Origin of the sequence: Pseudomonas sp. zjy_15 (assembly GCF_043101865.1) — a bacterium.
Lineage (GTDB): Bacteria > Pseudomonadota > Gammaproteobacteria > Pseudomonadales > Pseudomonadaceae > Aquipseudomonas > Aquipseudomonas putida_Y.
Window position 1 is genome coordinate 26,864 of the sequence record NZ_JBICII010000052.1, and the last position, 16,979, is coordinate 43,842.

At 61.4% G+C, this 16,979-nt stretch carries 14 protein-coding genes; 2 read left to right on the forward strand and 12 right to left on the reverse strand.

Annotation, left to right across the window (positions count from 1 at the left end):
• Nucleotides 1-4: 4 nt before the first annotated feature.
• The 11 genes from astB to acs form a co-directional block, all read right to left on the reverse strand.
• Complete coding sequence (gene astB, locus ACF8EF_RS09915; protein WP_209967397.1) at nt 5-1,354, reverse strand: N-succinylarginine dihydrolase; 1,350 nt, start codon at nt 1,352-1,354, stop codon at nt 5-7.
• A gap of 23 nt (nt 1,355-1,377) precedes the next feature.
• Nucleotides 1,378-2,841 carry a succinylglutamate-semialdehyde dehydrogenase gene (gene astD / locus ACF8EF_RS09920; protein ID WP_176685230.1) on the reverse strand — a complete coding sequence of 488 codons (1,464 nt, stop codon included), beginning with the start codon at nt 2,839-2,841 and terminating at the stop codon, nt 1,378-1,380.
• Nucleotides 2,842-3,870, reverse strand: coding sequence for an arginine N-succinyltransferase (astA, locus tag ACF8EF_RS09925; RefSeq protein ID WP_176685229.1), 1,029 nt, complete (start codon nt 3,868-3,870; stop codon nt 2,842-2,844).
• Nucleotides 3,871-3,948: 78 nt separating this feature from the next.
• Nucleotides 3,949-4,968: an arginine/ornithine succinyltransferase subunit alpha gene (gene aruF / locus ACF8EF_RS09930; RefSeq protein ID WP_010955177.1), complete on the reverse strand. Its 1,020-nt coding sequence runs from the start codon at nt 4,966-4,968 to the stop codon at nt 3,949-3,951.
• Between the two features lie 147 nt (nt 4,969-5,115).
• Nucleotides 5,116-6,336, reverse strand: a complete 1,221-nt coding sequence (locus ACF8EF_RS09935; RefSeq protein WP_176685228.1) for an aspartate aminotransferase family protein — start codon at nt 6,334-6,336, stop codon at nt 5,116-5,118.
• Between the two features lie 602 nt (nt 6,337-6,938).
• Nucleotides 6,939-7,919 carry a transcriptional regulator ArgR gene (gene argR / locus ACF8EF_RS09940; protein WP_021783461.1) on the reverse strand — a complete coding sequence of 327 codons (981 nt, stop codon included), beginning with the start codon at nt 7,917-7,919 and terminating at the stop codon, nt 6,939-6,941.
• 98 nt (nt 7,920-8,017) lie between these two features.
• A complete protein-coding gene (locus ACF8EF_RS09945; protein WP_028699586.1) occupies nt 8,018-8,782 on the reverse strand; it encodes an ABC transporter ATP-binding protein in 765 nt (254 codons plus the stop codon).
• A gap of 22 nt (nt 8,783-8,804) precedes the next feature.
• Complete coding sequence (locus tag ACF8EF_RS09950) at nt 8,805-9,503, reverse strand: ABC transporter permease (protein ID WP_176685226.1); 699 nt, start codon at nt 9,501-9,503, stop codon at nt 8,805-8,807.
• A complete protein-coding gene (locus ACF8EF_RS09955; protein WP_392460951.1) occupies nt 9,500-10,189 on the reverse strand; it encodes an ABC transporter permease in 690 nt (229 codons plus the stop codon). Before ACF8EF_RS09955 ends, ACF8EF_RS09950 begins: the two co-directional genes overlap by 4 nt.
• 88 nt (nt 10,190-10,277) lie before the next feature.
• Nucleotides 10,278-11,063: an ABC transporter substrate-binding protein gene (locus ACF8EF_RS09960; protein WP_012051577.1), complete on the reverse strand. Its 786-nt coding sequence runs from the start codon at nt 11,061-11,063 to the stop codon at nt 10,278-10,280.
• A gap of 536 nt (nt 11,064-11,599) precedes the next feature.
• On the reverse strand, nt 11,600-13,561 hold the full coding sequence (gene acs, locus ACF8EF_RS09965; RefSeq protein WP_176685224.1) for an acetate--CoA ligase: 1,962 nt from the start codon (nt 13,559-13,561) through the stop codon (nt 11,600-11,602).
• Between the two features lie 397 nt (nt 13,562-13,958).
• Between acs and ACF8EF_RS09970 the strand changes: the two genes are divergently transcribed.
• The gene (locus ACF8EF_RS09970; RefSeq protein WP_021783457.1) at nt 13,959-14,213 is read left to right on the forward strand and encodes a DUF2790 domain-containing protein; all 255 of its coding nucleotides are present in this window, start codon (nt 13,959-13,961) and stop codon (nt 14,211-14,213) included.
• A 154-nt stretch (nt 14,214-14,367) separates the two neighbouring features.
• Here the strand turns inward: ACF8EF_RS09970 and ACF8EF_RS09975 are convergent, their stop codons facing one another.
• Entirely contained in the window at nt 14,368-15,927 is a 1,560-nt protein-coding gene (locus ACF8EF_RS09975) for a sigma-54-dependent phenylalanine hydroxylase transcriptional regulator PhhR (protein ID WP_014590097.1), read from the reverse strand.
• Between the two features lie 257 nt (nt 15,928-16,184).
• On the opposite strand from ACF8EF_RS09975, the gene phhA reads away from it, so the two are divergent.
• Entirely contained in the window at nt 16,185-16,973 is a 789-nt protein-coding gene (phhA, locus tag ACF8EF_RS09980; RefSeq protein WP_003254528.1) for a phenylalanine 4-monooxygenase, read from the forward strand.
• Nucleotides 16,974-16,979: the final 6 nt, after the last annotated feature.

The window sequence follows — 16,979 nt, forward strand, 5'->3', positions numbered from 1 at the left end:
CTCTTCAAGGTTGGCGTTGGAACGGATACACCGAGCCCAACTTCAGGATCTGGGTCAATTCGTCCAGTGCCGTACGGCACTCCACCAGCAGTTGCGGGTCAGCCAGGTCAGCTTCGCCAAGGCGATCGCGGTAGTGCCTGTCCACCCACTGCAGCAGCGTGTCATACAGCGAGGCCGTCATGATAACGCCTTGGTTGACCGCCGCCAGTTCCGATTCCTTCAAAGCCACGCGCAAACGCAGGCAGGCTGGGCCGCCGCCGTTTTGCATGCTCTGCTTGAGGTCGAACACCTTGACCTCCTTCACCGGGCCTCCCTGGCTGGTCAACTGGCCGAGATAAGCCCAGACCCGCTCGTTGTTGCGGCACTCTTCCGGCACGACCAACAGCATGGAACCATCGTCGCGGCTCAGCAGCTGGCTGTTGAACAGGTAGGAACGCACCGCATCCTCCACCGCCACCGCGGCCCTGGGCACGCAGATGGCCTGGAAGTTGCCACCCTTGCTGGCCAGTTTAGCTCGCAACTGCCCAAGTACCGCGTCGGTCTCGAGGAACGCGTCCTCGTGGTAGAACAGCACTTCGCCGTTACCCACCGAAATCACATCATTGTGGAACACGCCCTGGTCGATCACCGACGGGTTCTGTTGAGCGTAGACCACTCCGTCATCGCTCAGGCCGTGCAGCCGGGCCACAGCCTGCGAGGCCTCCAGGGTTTGCCGGGCCGGGTACTTCTGTGGCGCCGGGTAACGGCTGTCGAAAGCGCTGCGGCCGTAGACAAAGAACTCCACACCAGGCTCGCCATAGGCGCGGCAGAAGCGCGTGTGGTTGGCCGCACCCTCATCACCGAACTGTGCCACGGCAGGTAGCGCGCCGTGGTGGGCAAAGTGCCTGTCGTTGTTGAACATGGCGCCCAGCACGCGGCTGGTGGTCGGGTGCTCGATGCTGCGGTGATATTTGCAGTTGAGGTTGGCGGCGGTGAAGTGCACGCGACCGTCAGCAGTGTCGGCACTCGGGCTGACTGTCGCGGCGTTGGCCACCCACATGCTCGAGGCCGAGCAACTGGCCACCAGCAACGGCATGGCCTCGCGGGCGGCGCGCTGGATAACTTCGGCATCGCTACCACTGAACCCCAGGCGGCGCAGCGCCGCCACGTCCGGGCGCTCTTGTGGCGCCAGAACACCCTGCTTGAAGCCCATGTCGGCCAGCGCTTTCATCTTCGCCAGGCCCTGGCGCGCTGCCTCACGCGGGTTGGACCCCTGCTGGCTGTTGCTCTGCGAAGCCACGTTACCGTAAGACAGGCCGCCATAGTTGTGGGTAGGCCCCACCAGGCCATCAAAATTCACTTCATAGGATTTCATCGGCTAGGCTCCGTGACCTGTTGTTATAGGGTGACGCCCGGCGTCAGGGTCGCCGGCAAGGCAAGGCTGGCGGTCTCCAGCGAAGCCACGGGGTAAGCGCAGTAGTCGGCTGCGTAATAGGCACTGGCGCGATGGTTGCCACTGGCTCCCACACCACCGAACGGCGCGCTGCTGGCAGCCCCCGTCAGCTGTTTGTTCCAGTTGACGATGCCGGCGCGGCTGCGCAGCCAGAAGTACTGGTAGCGGGCTCGCGAATCAGACAATAAGCCAGCGGCCAGGCCATACTGGGTGTTGTTGGCTTCATCGATGGCAGCATCGAAGTCGGCGTAGCGGATCACCTGCAGCAGCGGGCCGAAAAACTCTTCGTCCGGGCGGTCAGCCACGGCGGTGACATCGACAATGCCCGGAGTCAGCAATGCGGCATCGGCCTGTGGCTGGGCCATTTCCAGCAGTTTCACGCCACCTTTGGCGGCCAGTTCGGCCTGGGCGGCTAGCAGCGCCCGAGCCGCCTGCAGCGAAATCACCGAGCCCATGAAAGGCGCCGGCTGCTCATCGAACGCCCCCACCGTGATGGTTTTGCAGACCTCGACCAGGCGCGCGATCAGCGCATCGCCCCAGGCGCCTTGCGGTACCAGCAAGCGCCGCGCGCAGGTGCAGCGTTGACCAGCGGAAATGAACGCCGACTGGATAATGGTATACACCGCTGCGTCGAGGTCCTTGACCTCGTCCACCACGAGCGGGTTGTTACCCCCCATTTCCAGGGCCAGAATCTTGTCTGGGCGGCCTGCGAACTGTTGATGCAGCAGGTTGCCGGTACGGCTGGAGCCGGTGAAGAACAGGCCATCGATACCTGGGTTGGCGGCCAGAGCCACACCGGTTTCGCGTGCGCCCTGCACCAGGTTCAGCACACCCGCCGGCAGGCCGGCAGCAATCCAGCAGTTAACGGTAAGCTCAGCGACCTTGGGGGTCAGCTCGCTGGGTTTGAACACCACGCAGTTGCCTGCCAGCAGCGCCGGCACGATATGGCCATTGGGCAGGTGCCCGGGGAAGTTGTAGGGGCCGAACACCGCCACGACGCCGTGAGGCTTGTGCCGCAGCACAGCCGTGGCATCGGCCAGCGGGCCACTCTTTTCGCCGGTGCGCTCGCGGTAGCTCTGTACCGAAATCGCCACCTTGTTGATCATGCTGGTGACTTCAGTCGCAGATTCCCACAGCGGCTTTCCGGTTTCCTCGCCAATGCACTGGGCCATGGCTTCGGCATGCACTTTCAACTGCGCGGCAAACTTCTCCAGCACATCGATACGTGCCTCCAGGCTCAACTGCGCCCAGGCCGGGAAAGCCTGCCGCGCAGCCTGCACGGCAGCGTCGACCTGGCTGGCGTCAGCGCCCTGCCCTTGCCAGATCACGGCCTGTGTCACCGGATTGAGCGACTGCAGGGTTTCACCCTGGCCGGCCTGCCAACTGCCTGCGATGTAATGCGTGGTCATTTACTGGGCCTCCCGGCTGGCCGACAGCGGCACCGCACGCACATTGTCGCCGACGCCCATGCGCAAGCGCTTGGCGGTCAACGGGTCGACCACCAGAGTACCGGCAGCCAACCGTGCAGGTGCAGCAGTGATACGGCAGTCGTCGCGCTTGCGGTTGTGGATGATGAAAGGGGTCGCGTCATCGCCTGGCGTACCGATCGCCAGCACCAGGGTCTGGCTCTCGCGCACGGCGCGGATCTTGGCAGTGTCACATTCGATGGCCGGGCCGGCGTCGAAGATGTCGACGTAGCCCTGGTAGTTGAAGCCTTCCTGCTTGAGCATGGCCAACGCCGGCTCGGTGTCTTTGTGCACGCGGCCGATCACGTTGCGCGCGGCCTCGGACAGGAAGCAAGTGTACAGCGGGAACTTGGGCATCAGCTCGGCGATGAACGACTTGTTGCCCACGCCGGTGAGGTAGTCGGCCTGGCTGAACTCCATCTTGAAGAAATGACGACCCAGGCTTTCCCAGAACGGTGAACGGCCCTGCTCGTCAGACATGCCGCGCATCTCGGCAATGATTTTCTTGCCGAAAAGCTCCGGGAACTCGGCAATGAACAGCATACGCGCGCGCGACAGCAGGCGGCCATTGAGGCCGGAGCGGTGGTCGCTGCGCAGGAACAGCGAGCACAGCTCGGAGTTGCCAGTCAGGTCGTTGGCCAGGAACAGCGTCGGGATTTCGCGGTAGATCTTCAGCTCCTGCGAGGCGCTGACCGTCAGGCCGACCCGATAGTTGTACCAGGGCTCACGCAGGCCGACGGCGCCGGCGATGGCGCTGATGCCCACCACCAGACCTTCGTCGTTTTCCAGCACGAACAGGTAATCGGTGTCGCCACGCTCAGCCTCGCCACGAAAGCTTTTTTCCGCCCAACCAACGCGATGCCCCAGGCGCTCTTCGTTGGCCGGCAGCGTGGTCAGCCCGGTGGTGCCGGTGCTGCGTGCCAATTCGATCAACGCAGGCAAATCGCTGCTGCGTACAGGACGAACGATCATGCTATCTCCTTGTGCGGCGGCATCGGCCGCCGCGAAACTCTGCTAACGCATCAATCCCGAAACGTCTGTTGCCAGACCTCAAACCGCAACCAGGCGCACGCTGGCGCCCTCGCCCACGCCCAGCGCGTCGGCTGCAGCCACGCTCAGGCTGACCGGTTTGCCAGGCACCCAGTCCAGGTCCAGCAACACCGCGCGGTAGTCCTGCAACAGGCCGTTGCACACCAGGTACGGGCGCCCGCCTTTGACCGGGGCCTCTTCGATCTTCACCGGTACAACCCGGCTCTGGGCGATCGAGCGAATGCCAGAGGTGCGCGCATGCAGGGTCGGGCCGCCGTCGAAAATGTCGATGTAGTGCTCGGTCTCGAAGCCTTCGCGCATGAGTATGTCGAAGGTGATCTGTGCCCGCGGATGTACCTGGCCCATGGCTTCCTGCGCCAGGTCTGGCAGCAACGGCACGTAGATCGGGTAATGCGGCATCAGCTCGGCGAGAAAGGTACGGCTCTTCAGGCCGCACAGGCGCTCGGCGTCGGCATAGTTGAGGTCGAAGAAGTTGCGGCCGATGGCGTCCCAGAACGGTGATTCACCCTGCTCGTCGCTGAAGCCGACAATCTCGGTCACCACTGAATCGGCGAAACGCTCCGGGTGCGCAGCCATGAACAGCAGTCGGCCGCGCGAATTGAGCTCAGCCCAGCCACTGTTCACCAGTTCCGGCGCCACATAGAAGCTGGTCAGCAGGCTGTTGCCGGTCAGATCGTGACACAGCGACAGCACATGGATCTTGTTGTGTATCTTCAGCTCACGCGAGGCGTGCACGAATGTTTCGTTACGAAAACTGTAGAACGGCTCAGAGTACCCGGCCGAAGCGACGATGGCCGAGCAGCCGGCCAACTTGCCTGTTTCACTGTCTTCAAGCACGAAAAAGTAACTCTCTTCACCGTTAAAGCTGACCTCGGCGGCGAAGGATGTCTCAGAGGCGGCAATCTTGTCGCCCAGACGAGCAGTGTCGTCCGGCAGCGAGGTGACACCAATGGGGCTGTCTGCAGCCATGCGCTGCACGTCGTTCAGATCAGCCATTTGCGCGGGGCGCATCACCAGCATGGTGTCACTCCTTTGGAATACGGGCCGTTCACGGCGGCACGGAAAAACGGCAGGCACACAGGCACCTGCACTGGAATCGGGTATCGCCGGCCCGGTTCAGCCTCGTGCCGAGGCTGGGCCGGGGCCGGCGAAAGGACCGCTGGCGGATCAGCCTTTGGTCAGTGTGGCCACAGCGCGTTCGAAGCGATCCAGGCCTGCGTCGATGTCGGCGTCTTCAACCACCAGACTTGGCGCGAATCGGACCACGTCCGGGCCGGCCTGCAGCACCATCACGCCTTCTTTCTCGGCAGCGTTGAGCACGTCCTTGGCCTTGCCTTGCCAGGCCTCGGCCAAGACGCAGCCCAGCAGCAAGCCAACGCCACGCACCTGGCTGAACAGGCCGTACTGCTGTCCGATCTGCTCCAGGCGGGTTTTGAAGCGCTCGTGCTTTGCCTTGATACCGGCCAGGGTTTCCGGGGTGTTGACCACATCCAGCACAGCGCAGGCAACGGCGCAGCCCAGCGGGTTGCCGCCATAAGTGGTGCCGTGGGTACCAACGGCCAGGTGCTTGGCCAGCTCGGTGGTGGTCAGCATGGCGCCAATCGGGAAGCCGCCGCCCAGGCTCTTGGCACTGGTCAGAATGTCCGGGGTCACGCCGTAGTGCTGGTAGGCATACAGCGAGCCGGTACGGCCCACGCCCGTCTGCACTTCGTCGAAGATCAGCAGAGCGTTGTGCTCGTCACACAACTTGCGCGCGCCTTCCAGGTAGGCCTTGTCGGCCGGCACCACGCCGCTCTCGCCCTGGATCGGCTCGATCACCACGGCGCAGGTCTTGTCGGAAATCTGTGCCTTCAACGCTTCCAGGTCGTTGTACGGCACATGGCTGATACCGGTGATCTTCGGGCCAAAGCCATCGGAGTACTTCGGCTGGCCACCCACGCTGACGGTAAACAGGGTGCGGCCGTGGAAGCTGTTCACGGTGGCGATGATTTCGTGCTTTTGCGGACCGAAGCGGTCATGCGCCACACGACGGGCCAGCTTGAAAGCGGCCTCGTTGGCCTCGGCGCCGGAGTTGCAGAAGAACGCGCGATCGGCAAAAGTGGCGTCCACCAGCTTGTGGGCCAGGCGCAGGGCCGGCTCGTTGGTGAACACGTTGGATACGTGCCAGAGGGTGTTGGCCTGTTCAGTCAGGGCCTTGACCAGTGCCGGATGGCAGTGGCCCAGGGCATTGACCGCGATGCCGCCGGCAAAATCGATCAGCTCGCGACCCGACTGGTCCCAGACACGGGAACCCTCGCCTCGCACAGGAATGAAGGCCGCCGGAGAATAGTTGGGGACCATCACCTGGTCGAAATCGGCACGTTGCACCGGGGCTTGCTCAACGGACATCTGAGTCTCCTGAAGAGGAACGCTGGCCTGGAAGTGGCGAGCGATGGGGGGATTGTAAGGACTGATCCGCGCCTGTCCTTGCGGCCAAGCGACAACTTGTTACAGCGCAAAACCCAGTTTTGACAAGGCTTTCGGCAATGCGACAAACACTGTCGCAATCGCGCAGTGTACGGGAGAGAGGGGGCTGGGTGAACGGGTGTTCACACAGGTTTGTGAGGGGGCGGGATGTACGGGTGTTCACACAGGATTGTGAGGGGGACAGGATGTACGGGTGTTCACATAGGATTGTGAGGGGGCAGGATGTACGGCGATGTTGATGTGTTGACGGGGAGATCGAGCGCCGCCCGCGCGGCGCTTCGCGGGTAAACCCGCTCCTACGTTCGTTTCGGGCCAGTCCCTCCTGTGCCTGGCGCGCGCGACCGCCTTGTTTGTTCGACGGGATATCGAGGTGTGCGCCAAGGCGTTCGCGCGCAAATGCCACAGGCATAACTCGCCCGAAACGAACGTAGGAGCGGGTTTACCCGCGAAGCGCCGCGTGGGCGGCGCTCGATTTGCGCCCCAATACCACCCCCAAGGCATACACCCCGAACCCACCCGAAATCTCAGCCCTTTTCAGCCGGCGCCGAGCTCAACTCAAACGGGCTGCTGCTGCGTCGCTGATTACGGTCTTCCCGCGGCGTGGCACCAAAGAAGTTGCGGTAGGCACTGGAAAAATGCGGCCCCGAGGAGAAACCACAGGACAGCCCGATCTGGATGATCGACTTGCTGGTCTGCATCAGCATCTGCCGCGCCTTGTTCAACCGCAACTCCAGGTAGTACTGGCTGGGCACGCGGTTCAGGTACTGTTTGAAGATACGCTCCAACTGCCGACGCGACACACACACATGCTGGGCAATCTCGTCGGTGGTCAGCGGCTCTTCGATGTTGGCTTCCATCAGCAACACCGCCTGAGTCAGCTTGGGATGACTCGAACCCAGGCGGTTCTGCAGCGGGATACGCTGGCGCTCGCCACCCTCGCGGATGCGCTCGACCACCAGCTCTTCCGACACAGCCCCAGCCAGCTCAGCCCCGTGATCGCGCGCCAGCACCGCCAGCAACAGGTCGGTCACGGCCATACCACCGCAGGCGGTCAGACGGTCGCGATCCCAGTCGAACAGGTGGCTGGTGGCGATGACCTTGGGGAAGCGTTCGGCAAAGTCATCCTGCCAGCGCCAGTGCACGGCTGCCCGGTAACCATCGAGCAGGCCCAGCATTGCCAGCGGATATACCCCGGCCGACAGGCCACCGATCAGGCAGCCACTGCGCGCCAGTTGCTTGAGCGCCGTTGAAAAGGCAGCCCCCATCGCCGCAGGCGGCTCGTCGGCCAGCAGAAACAGCTTGTGGCAACCCTCCAGGCGGCCGAGCCACGGCTCGCCCGGCAGGCGCCAGGCGCCTTCCTGCGCAGGCTCAGCCTGCAGGAAGACCAACTCGTAGACCACATCCGGATGCACCCGCTGCGCCACCAGCAACACTTCCTCGGCCAACGCCAGGGTCAAGGGCCTGGTGCTGGGCCAGATGAGAAAACCGATTCGCTGGGTGGTCATAGGGTACGGTCCGAAACCTGAGGTCGTTCGAGTCTGTGCGCCGGGTCAGGCTGCGCTCGCCGCGCAGCATGCCCTATTCTGGTGCAAAAATGCAGCTTTTACTTCAGGCTGCCGGAGAGGAACTGCTTCAGGCGCTCCGACTGCGGGTTGGCCAGCACTTCACGCGGGCAGCCGGTTTCCTCCACCAGGCCTTTGTGCAGGAATACCAACTGGTTGGACACCTCGCGAGCAAAGCCCATTTCGTGGGTCACCACCACCATGGTCCGACCTTCCTGGGCCAGCGCCTGCATCACCTTGAGCACATCACCCACCAGCTCAGGGTCAAGCGCCGAGGTCGGCTCGTCGAACAGCATGACCTCCGGCTCCATGGCCAATGCCCGGGCAATTGCCACACGTTGTTGCTCACCACCCGACATATGCCCGGGGAAGGCATCCTTGCGGTGGGCAACGCCGACCTTGGCCAGGTAGTGCTCGGCCTTCTCCAGGGCTTCCTTGCGGTTCACTCCCAGCACGTGCACCGGCGCTTCGATGATGTTCTCAAGCGCAGTCATGTGCGACCACAGGTTGAAGTGCTGGAACACCATCGACAGGCGTGAGCGCATGCGCTGCAATTGACGTGGGTCGGCGGCCTTCAGTGCGCCATCCTTGCCGGCGACCAGCTTCAGCTCTTCGTTGTTGAGCAGGATCTTGCCGGCGTGCGGCTGCTCCAGCAGGTTGATGCAGCGCAGGAAGGTCGACTTGCCCGAACCGCTGGAGCCGATGATGCTGATGACGTCGCCGGCCTTGGCCGCCAGCGACACGCCCTTGAGCACTTCGTGGCTGCCGTAACGCTTGTGCAGGTCTTGGACTTCGAGTTTGTACATGCTGTCGATTCTCACAAAGCGGTCAGTGCTTGCGCGGCGCCAGGTAGCCGAGCCAGCGGCGTTCGGCCATCTTGAACAGGCGCACCAGGATGAAGGTCAGGCACAGGTAGAACACGCCCGCCGTGATATAGGCCTCGAAAGGCAGGTAGTACTGGGCATTGACCGTGCGCGCAGCACCGGTGATGTCGATCAGGGTAACGATCGACGCCAGGCTGGTGGTCTGCAGCATCATGATCACTTCATTGCTGTACTGCGGCAGTGCCCGACGCAGTGCCGATGGCAGCAGGATGCGGCGGTACATTTTCATGCGCGACATGCCCATGGCCTTGGCGGCCTCGATCTCGCCATGCGGCGTGGCCTTGAGGCTGCCGGCAATGATTTCGGCGGTATAGGCACTGGTATTGATGCCGAACGCCAGGCAGGCGCAGAAGGTGGCACTGGACAGCAGCGGCCAGAAGATACTCTCACGCACCGCTTCGAACTGGGCCAGGCCGTAGTAGATCAGGAACAGCTGCACCAGCATCGGCGTGCCACGGATGACGTAGGTGTACAGCCATGCAGCAAGGTTGACCACCGGCTGCCTGGATACTCGCATCAGGCCCAGTGGCACAGCCGCCAACAGGCCGAAGAAAAGCGAAATCGCCAGCAGCTTCAGGGTGGTCAGCAGGCCGCCGAAGTACATCGGCAGCGCTTCCCAGACGACGTTGTAGTCGAAAATCATAGTTCAGCCACCTTGACGCCCACCGAGTAGCGGCGTTCCAGATACTTCAGGGCCAGCAGCGAGATACTGGTCAGCACCAGGTACAGCGCCGCCACTGCCAGGAAGAAGGTGAAGGGTTCGCGGGTGGCGTCAGCCGCCTGCTTGGCCTTGAACATCATGTCCTGCAGGCCGACGACCGAAATCAGTGCAGTAGCCTTGGTCAGCACCAGCCAGTTGTTGGTGAAGCCCGGTATGGCCAGGCGGATCATTTGCGGCACCTGGATGCGGAAGAACACTTGGCGGGGGCTCATGCCATACGCCACGCCCGCCTCGGCCTGGCCCTTGGGAATACCCAGGAAGGCCCCGCGGAAGGTCTCCGAGAGGTAGGCGCCAAAAATGAAGCCAAGCGTACCGATACCCGCAACCAGCGGGTTCAGGTCGATGTAGTCGTCGTAGCCGAGCAGCGGCGCCACCCGGTTGATGATGTCCTGCCCGCCGTAGAAGATCAGCAGGATCAGGACCAGGTCCGGAATACCACGAATCACCGTGGAATACAGATCGCCCAGCCAGGCCAGCCAGCGCACTGGCGACAAACGCAGCGCCACACCGATCAGGCCGAGCACGATGGCCAGGGCCATCGACGACAGGGCGAGCTGCAGCGTCAGCCACGCCCCGTCGAGGATGACTGCCCCGTAGCCTTTCAACATGATGAGGTCCTCGACCTAGAGAATGAAAAATGGTGCAAACCTCAGAGCCTCTGCTGTTTGCACCATTGCACAGGTGAAACCCGACGTCTTACTTCGAGTCTGGACCGTAGATGTCGAAATTGAAGTACTTGCTCTCGATTTCTTTGTACTTGCCGTTGGCACGGATGGCGTCGATAGCCGCGTTGATGCGGTCGACATTCGCCTTGTCACCCTTGCGTACGGCGATACCGATACCGTCACCGAAGTACTTGGCATCGGTGAAGGCCGGACCTACGAACGCGAAGCCCTTGCCGGCATCAGTCTTGAGGAAGCCGTCTTCCAGCAGGGTGGCGTCAGCCACGGTGCCGTCGAGACGACCCGCAGCGACGTCCAGGTAGATTTCGTTCTGGGTACCGTAAGGCACCACGGTGGCACCTTTGGCACCCAGTACTTCCTTGGCGAAGCGGTCGTGAATGGAGCCGCGCTGCACGCCGATCTTCTTGCCTTTCAGTTCATCGAGGCTGTCGCTGACGGTAGTGCCGTCCTTCATGACCAGGCGCGCCGGAGTCAGGTAGTAGCGCTTGGTGAAGTCGACCGACTTCTTGCGGTCATCGGTGATCGACATGGACGACAGGATAGCGTCGATCTTGCGCACCTTCAGCGCCGGGATCAGGCCGTCGAATTCCTGCTCGACCCAGGTGCACTTGGTTTTCATCTCTTCGCACAGGGCGTTGCCGATATCGTAGTCAAAGCCGGCAATGCTGCCGTCAGGTTGCTTGAAGGCGAAGGGTGGGTAAGCAGCTTCGATACCGATTTTCAGCGGTTTTTCATCAGCCTGCGACACCAGGGAAAACACAGACAGCGCCAGGGCGCCAAGCAGTGCGAGCTTCTTCATCAGGTAACTCCATCGGTACGGGGCAATACAAGGCAGGTAACGGCTGCCCGATATGCGAATGAGTACAACGCGAGCCGCGCAGGGTTCGACCAAGGCCGCATACCACGAGCGAGTGAGTGGCATTTTAACGACAGCCCGGTAGTCGATATTTCTTCAAAGCGACAACTACTTATAGAAGCGCCTGAAACCGCCGCGAGCGATGTTGACAGCCAGTGCAGAATATGCAACGGCGCAAGAAATAGAACCTATAGACCTAGCAATTCCTGGGCCTATTATTGGCAAAGCCTTGTACGACGGCAAGTGTAGCGTGCCGTGATGCACAAAATGGCGACCCCGACGCACTGAAACGGGCCGGAATTGTTTCCTCGCGCCCCGAACCTGTGCAGGGCCGGTGACAGAACAGTTACCGATGATTGTCGGGTAACAATGCAAAAGCGGGCTTGCCCGCGAATGCATGAGGTCAGGAGACAGCTTAGCCTGAACTGACGCATTCGCGGGCAAGCCCGCTCCTACAGGGGGTATTGCCGGCGAGGGAATTAGGCCGAAGCCAGGCTCATCGCCTTGTGGGTATCGATCAGGTGCTGCACCACACTCGGGTCGGCCAAGGTCGAGATATCGCCCAGCGCGTCGTATTCACCGGTGGCAATCTTGCGCAGGATGCGGCGCATGATCTTGCCCGAACGGGTCTTCGGCAGCCCCGGCGCCCACTGGATCACATCCGGCGAAGCAATCGGACCGATCTCCTTGCGCACCCAGTTCTTCAGTTCCAGGCGCAATTGCTCGCTGGCCTCGATGCCGGCATTGAGGGTGACATACACATAGATGCCCTGCCCTTTGATGTCATGCGGCACGCCAACCACTGCAGCCTCGGCAACCTTCGAGTGCGCGACCATGGCGCTTTCGATCTCGGCAGTCCCCATGCGGTGGCCGGACACGTTGAGCACGTCATCCACACGGCCGGTAATCCAGTAGTAACCATCCTCGTCACGGCGCGCACCGTCGCCGGTGAAGTACATGCCACGGAAGGTCTTGAAGTAGGTGTCGACGAAACGGTCGTGGTCGCCGTACAGCGAACGCGACTGACCCGGCCAGGAGTCGAGGATTACCAGGTTTCCTTCGGCAGCACCGTCGATCAGGTTGCCCAGGTTATCGACCAGTGCCGGCACCACCCCGAAGAACGGACGGGTCGCCGAACCCGGCTTGAGGGCAGTGGCGCCAGGCAGCGGACTGATCAGGATGCCGCCGGTCTCGGTCTGCCACCAGGTATCGACGATCGGGCAACGCTCCTTGCCGACGGTCTTGTAGTACCAGTTCCAGGCCTCAGGGTTGATCGGCTCACCCACCGACCCCAGCAGGCGCAGGCTGGAACTGTCGGCGCCCTCAACAGCTGCCTGCCCTTCCGCCATCATGGCGCGAATGGCAGTTGGCGCTGTGTAGAGGATGTTGACCTTGTGCTTGTCGACGATCTTCGATACGCGGGTAATGTCCGGGTAGTTCGGCACCCCCTCGAACAGCAAGGTGGTGGCGCCATTGGCCAGCGGACCGTAGACGATATAGCTGTGGCCGGTGACCCAACCGACGTCGGCCGTGCACCAGTACACCTCGCCCGGGCGGTAATCGAATACGCGTTCATGGGTCAGCGCGGCGTAAACCAGGTAACCGCCTGTGGTGTGCAGCACGCCCTTCGGTTTGCCGGTGGAGCCGGAGGTATAAAGGATGAACAGCGCCTCTTCAGCACCCATTTCTTTGGGTGCGCAGTGGCTGGAGGCCACTTTCATCAGGTCTTCGTACCAGATGTCGCGGTGCTGGTGCCAGGCAATGTCGCCACCGGTGCGCTTGCACACGATGATTTTCTGCACGCTGCTGGTTTCAGGGTTGGTCAGCGCCAGGTCGACGTTGGCCTTGAGCGGAGTACGACGACCACCACGCACGCCCTCATCGGCAGTGATCACCACCTTGGACTCGCAGTCGATGATGCGACCAGCCAGCGCCTCGGGCGAGAAGCCACCGAACACCACCGAGTGAATCGCACCAATGCGGGCACAGGCCAGCATGGCGACCACAGCTTCAGGGATCATCGGCATGTAGATGGTGACCACGTCACCACGATGCACATCCTGGCCACGCAGGGCGTTGGCGAACTTGCAGACCTGCTCGTGCAACTCGCGGTAGGTGATGTTGCGGTGCTCGGAAGGGTCGTCACCTTCCCAGATGATGGCCAACTGGTCACCGCGCTCTTCAAGGTGGCGGTCCAGGCAGTTGGAGGAAACGTTCAGAGTGCCGTCAGCGAACCATTTGATATCGACATGGTGGTCGTCGAAGGAGGTCTGCTTGACCTTGGTGAACGGCTTGATCCAGTCGATACGCTGGGCCTGCTCGCGCCAGAAGCCGTCCGGGTTGATCACCGATTGCTGGTACATGGCCTTGTAGGTGGCCTCGTCGGTCAGGGTAGTGGCCGCAACCTCGGGACGAACGGGATACAGTGGAGCCGCACTCATCTGTGTTACCTCGGTGTAATAGTTGTTTTTGTATGGAACCGTTTGTAACTGTACCAGAGCGACAAAAGCCATTCGACGTTGGTAGTAATTTGGCACACCCGTTCCAGCAAAGCGCTCTGGCGCAGGCATTACAGCCCAGTCGGAGAAAAAACAAGGGGGTTGGCACAGGATTGTTACAGATTCTGTCAAAACACTTTATCAAAACACCCACTGTTTCAGCATCGGCCACCGCCATAAAATTCACCTCGCCAGCAACGGCAAGGCGATTAACAACTGGTAACAGCCCCCACGAAGGCAAGCGTTAATCTCCCTCTAATCCCGATAGTTAAAACTCGCTGTACTCGCGGCGCCATAAGCGCCGCGTGCCCCCTCACGACCTTAGACAGGTAAATAGAAAATGAAAGCTTTACTGGTATTGGTACTTGGCAGTCTTTGCGGCGCGGCGATGGCCGGTGAAGCAAAAGATGCCGAGCAGATTCCGGTTGAACAGTACAGTTACTCGCAGCATCTGGACATTGCCCGCGTCATTTCCATGAGCGAAGTGCCCAATGTATGCGAAGTCGTGCCAGCCCGCATGACCTATGAAGACTCCAAGGGCCAGAGACACATTCTCGAATACCGTGTGATGGGGAACGGCTGCTCTAACGGCTGACACCTTGTGAATTGGGGGCCCTGCGGGCCCCTTCGCGGGTGAACCCGATCCTACGAGCACCACGCACACCATGAATGCGGCGCGGCACCTGCAGGAGCGGGTTCACCCGCGAAGCATTCACCACCCGATTAACAGGCTATTAACTTACAGTCATTTAATCAGTCGACTTGCCCAACGAATAATCCCTCAACTTGTTGGCAATCGTGGTATGCGAAACGCCCAGTCTTTTGCCCAAAGCCCGACTACTGGGAAACTCCCCCATCAAACTTTCCAGCACCGCCTTTTCAAAGCGCCCTACTATCTGCGAAAGATCCCCTTCCAGCGAAAACTCGCCCAACGGTTGCCGCACGCCATAATCCGGCAAACGAATATGCTCGCTTTTAACCACGCCGCCGTCACATAACGAAACCGCCTGGAACAAAACGTTTTCCAACTGCCTTACATTACCTGGCCAGTGATACTGCCCAAGTTTGTCCATTGCCGCCGGCGCCAGGCGCGGCATGGCGCAGCCAATCTGCCGGCTGGCCTGATCAAGAAAATGCTGCACCAACCCCTCCAGGCCATCCATGCACTCGCGCAAAGGCGGAATGTGCAGCGACAGTACGTTGAGGCGGTGATACAGGTCCTGGCGAAACTCGCCACGGGCACACAACTCGGACAAGTCCACCTGGGTTGCACAAATCACCCGCACATCCAGGTAGACCTCTTCATCGCTACCTACCCGACGGAAGCAGCCGTCCTGCAAAAAGCGCAGCAGCTTTACCTGCAGGCGTGGGCTCATCTCCCCTACCCCGTCAAGAAACAACGTGCCGCCCGCAGTCAACTCCAGCAGCCCCAGCTTGCCTTCGGCGCGTGCCCCTTCAAATGCCCCAGGGCCGTAACCGAACAGTTCGGTCTCGGCCATCGATTCGGGCAACCCGGCGCAGTTGAGGGCCATCAGCGGCGACTGGCCACGCGGGCTGGCCAGGTGACAGGCACGCGCCAGCAACTCCTTGCCGGTACCGGTTTCGCCCTCGATCAGCAACGGTGCGTCCAGCGGCGCCATGCGCCGCGCCTCACGCACCACCGCAGCCATCACCCGCGAGCTCTGGAAGATGCTGTCGAAGCCGCGCAGCTCTTGCTTGCGCACATTGTAGATGCGCTCGCCGATCCGGTCGGCGCGGTGCAAGGTAAGCACCGCGCCGGCCAGCGCCTCGCTGTCATCGTGCTCGGACTGCAGCGGTGCGATATCGGCCAGGAACACATCACCTTTGACTTTGATGCGCAAGCCATTGATACGCGACTTGTTGGCCCGCACCAGCTCCGGTAGGTCGAAGTCTTCGACATAGCGCGCCAGCGGCATGCCCGGCACCTCATCAACCCGCACGCCAAGCAACTGCGCCGCTGCACGGTTGGCGGCAACGATGCTGCCGCCCATGTCGATCGAAAGCACCGGGAAGTCCAGCGCCCCCAGCAACGCATTCAGCTCCATGTGCCGGCGTTCGCTGGGCATCAGGCCCACACGCTTGACGCCGAACACCCCGGCAATCGCTTCGAACTTCGGCCGCAGGGCCTGAAATTGCAGGTTGATCAGGTTCGGGCAGTGCAGGTAGATGGCGTTGCCATGGTCACCGCCCACCTCGCCGCGCAGCACGTTGATGCCATACTCCACCAGCAGGTTGAGGATGTCGCGCAGGATGCCAATGCGGTTCTGGCAATGGACTTTGATACGCATGAGGGCTCTCGAAGCGCCGATGTTTTTCAACACCGCGCAGAAAAGTCGTAAAGATAAGCTGACAAAAACAGGGTTTCTACCAGCCATATACCTCGAATTTTCCGACACTTGCTGAGTTTTGTAAAATTATCGTTACGAAAACCCACATCAGCACCCATCCCGGCCAAGGCCCGCCCCCGTGCAAAACCGCTGGTGAAGGGATATTCCTTTAGGCATGCCCTGCACATAACAAGAAAAGCCCTCACCAGGAGAGCCTCATGAAACAGACGCAATACGTGGCACGCGAGCCCGATGCGCATGGTTTTATCGATTACCCGCAGCAAGAGCATGCGGTGTGGAACACCCTGATCACCCGCCAGCTGAAAGTGATCGAAGGCCGTGCGTGCCAGGAATACCTGGACGGCATCGACCAGCTGAAGTTGCCGCATGACCGCATCCCGCAACTGGGCGAGATCAACAAGGTGCTGGGTGCCACCACCGGCTGGCAGGTTGCCCGGGTACCGGCGCTGATCCCCTTCCAGACCTTCTTCGAACTGCTGGCGAGCAAGCGCTTTCCGGTGGCCACCTTTATCCGCACCCCGGAAGAGCTGGACTACCTGCAAGAGCCGGATATCTTCCACGAGATCTTCGGCCACTGCCCGCTGCTGACCAATCCCTGGTTCGCCGAGTTCACCCACACCTACGGCAAGCTCGGCCTGGCCGCGACCAAGGAACAACGTGTGTACCTGGCGCGCTTGTACTGGATGACCATCGAGTTTGGCCTGATGGAAACCGCGCAAGGCCGCAAAATCTATGGTGGTGGCATCCTCTCGTCGCCGAAAGAGACCGTCTACAGTCTGTCTGACGAGCCCGAGCACCAGGCCTTCGACCCGATCGAGGCCATGCGTACGCCCTACCGCATCGACATTCTGCAACCGGTGTATTTCGTGCTGCCGAACATGAAGCGCCTGTTCGACCTGGCCCACGAAGACATCATGGGCATGGTCCATAAAGCCATGCAGCTGGGTCTGCATGCACCGAAGTTTCCACCCAAGGTCGCTGCCTGAGCGACC

Coding starts and splice junctions, on each gene's coding strand:
- astB (WP_209967397.1), bottom strand. CDS start 1,354: ATGAAATCCTATGAAGTGAATTTTGATGGCCTGGTGGGGCCTACCCAC.
- astD (WP_176685230.1), bottom strand. CDS start 2,841: ATGACCACGCATTACATCGCAGGCAGTTGGCAGGCCGGCCAGGGTGAA.
- astA (WP_176685229.1), bottom strand. CDS start 3,870: ATGATCGTTCGTCCTGTACGCAGCAGCGATTTGCCTGCGTTGATCGAA.
- aruF (WP_010955177.1), bottom strand. CDS start 4,968: ATGCTGGTGATGCGCCCCGCGCAAATGGCTGATCTGAACGACGTGCAG.
- ACF8EF_RS09935 (WP_176685228.1), bottom strand. CDS start 6,336: ATGTCCGTTGAGCAAGCCCCGGTGCAACGTGCCGATTTCGACCAGGTG.
- argR (WP_021783461.1), bottom strand. CDS start 7,919: ATGACCACCCAGCGAATCGGTTTTCTCATCTGGCCCAGCACCAGGCCC.
- ACF8EF_RS09945 (WP_028699586.1), bottom strand. CDS start 8,782: ATGTACAAACTCGAAGTCCAAGACCTGCACAAGCGTTACGGCAGCCAC.
- ACF8EF_RS09950 (WP_176685226.1), bottom strand. CDS start 9,503: ATGATTTTCGACTACAACGTCGTCTGGGAAGCGCTGCCGATGTACTTC.
- ACF8EF_RS09955 (WP_392460951.1), bottom strand. CDS start 10,189: ATGTTGAAAGGCTACGGGGCAGTCATCCTCGACGGGGCGTGGCTGACG.
- ACF8EF_RS09960 (WP_012051577.1), bottom strand. CDS start 11,063: ATGAAGAAGCTCGCACTGCTTGGCGCCCTGGCGCTGTCTGTGTTTTCC.
- acs (WP_176685224.1), bottom strand. CDS start 13,561: ATGAGTGCGGCTCCACTGTATCCCGTTCGTCCCGAGGTTGCGGCCACT.
- ACF8EF_RS09970 (WP_021783457.1), top strand. CDS start 13,959: ATGAAAGCTTTACTGGTATTGGTACTTGGCAGTCTTTGCGGCGCGGCG.
- ACF8EF_RS09975 (WP_014590097.1), bottom strand. CDS start 15,927: ATGCGTATCAAAGTCCATTGCCAGAACCGCATTGGCATCCTGCGCGAC.
- phhA (WP_003254528.1), top strand. CDS start 16,185: ATGAAACAGACGCAATACGTGGCACGCGAGCCCGATGCGCATGGTTTT.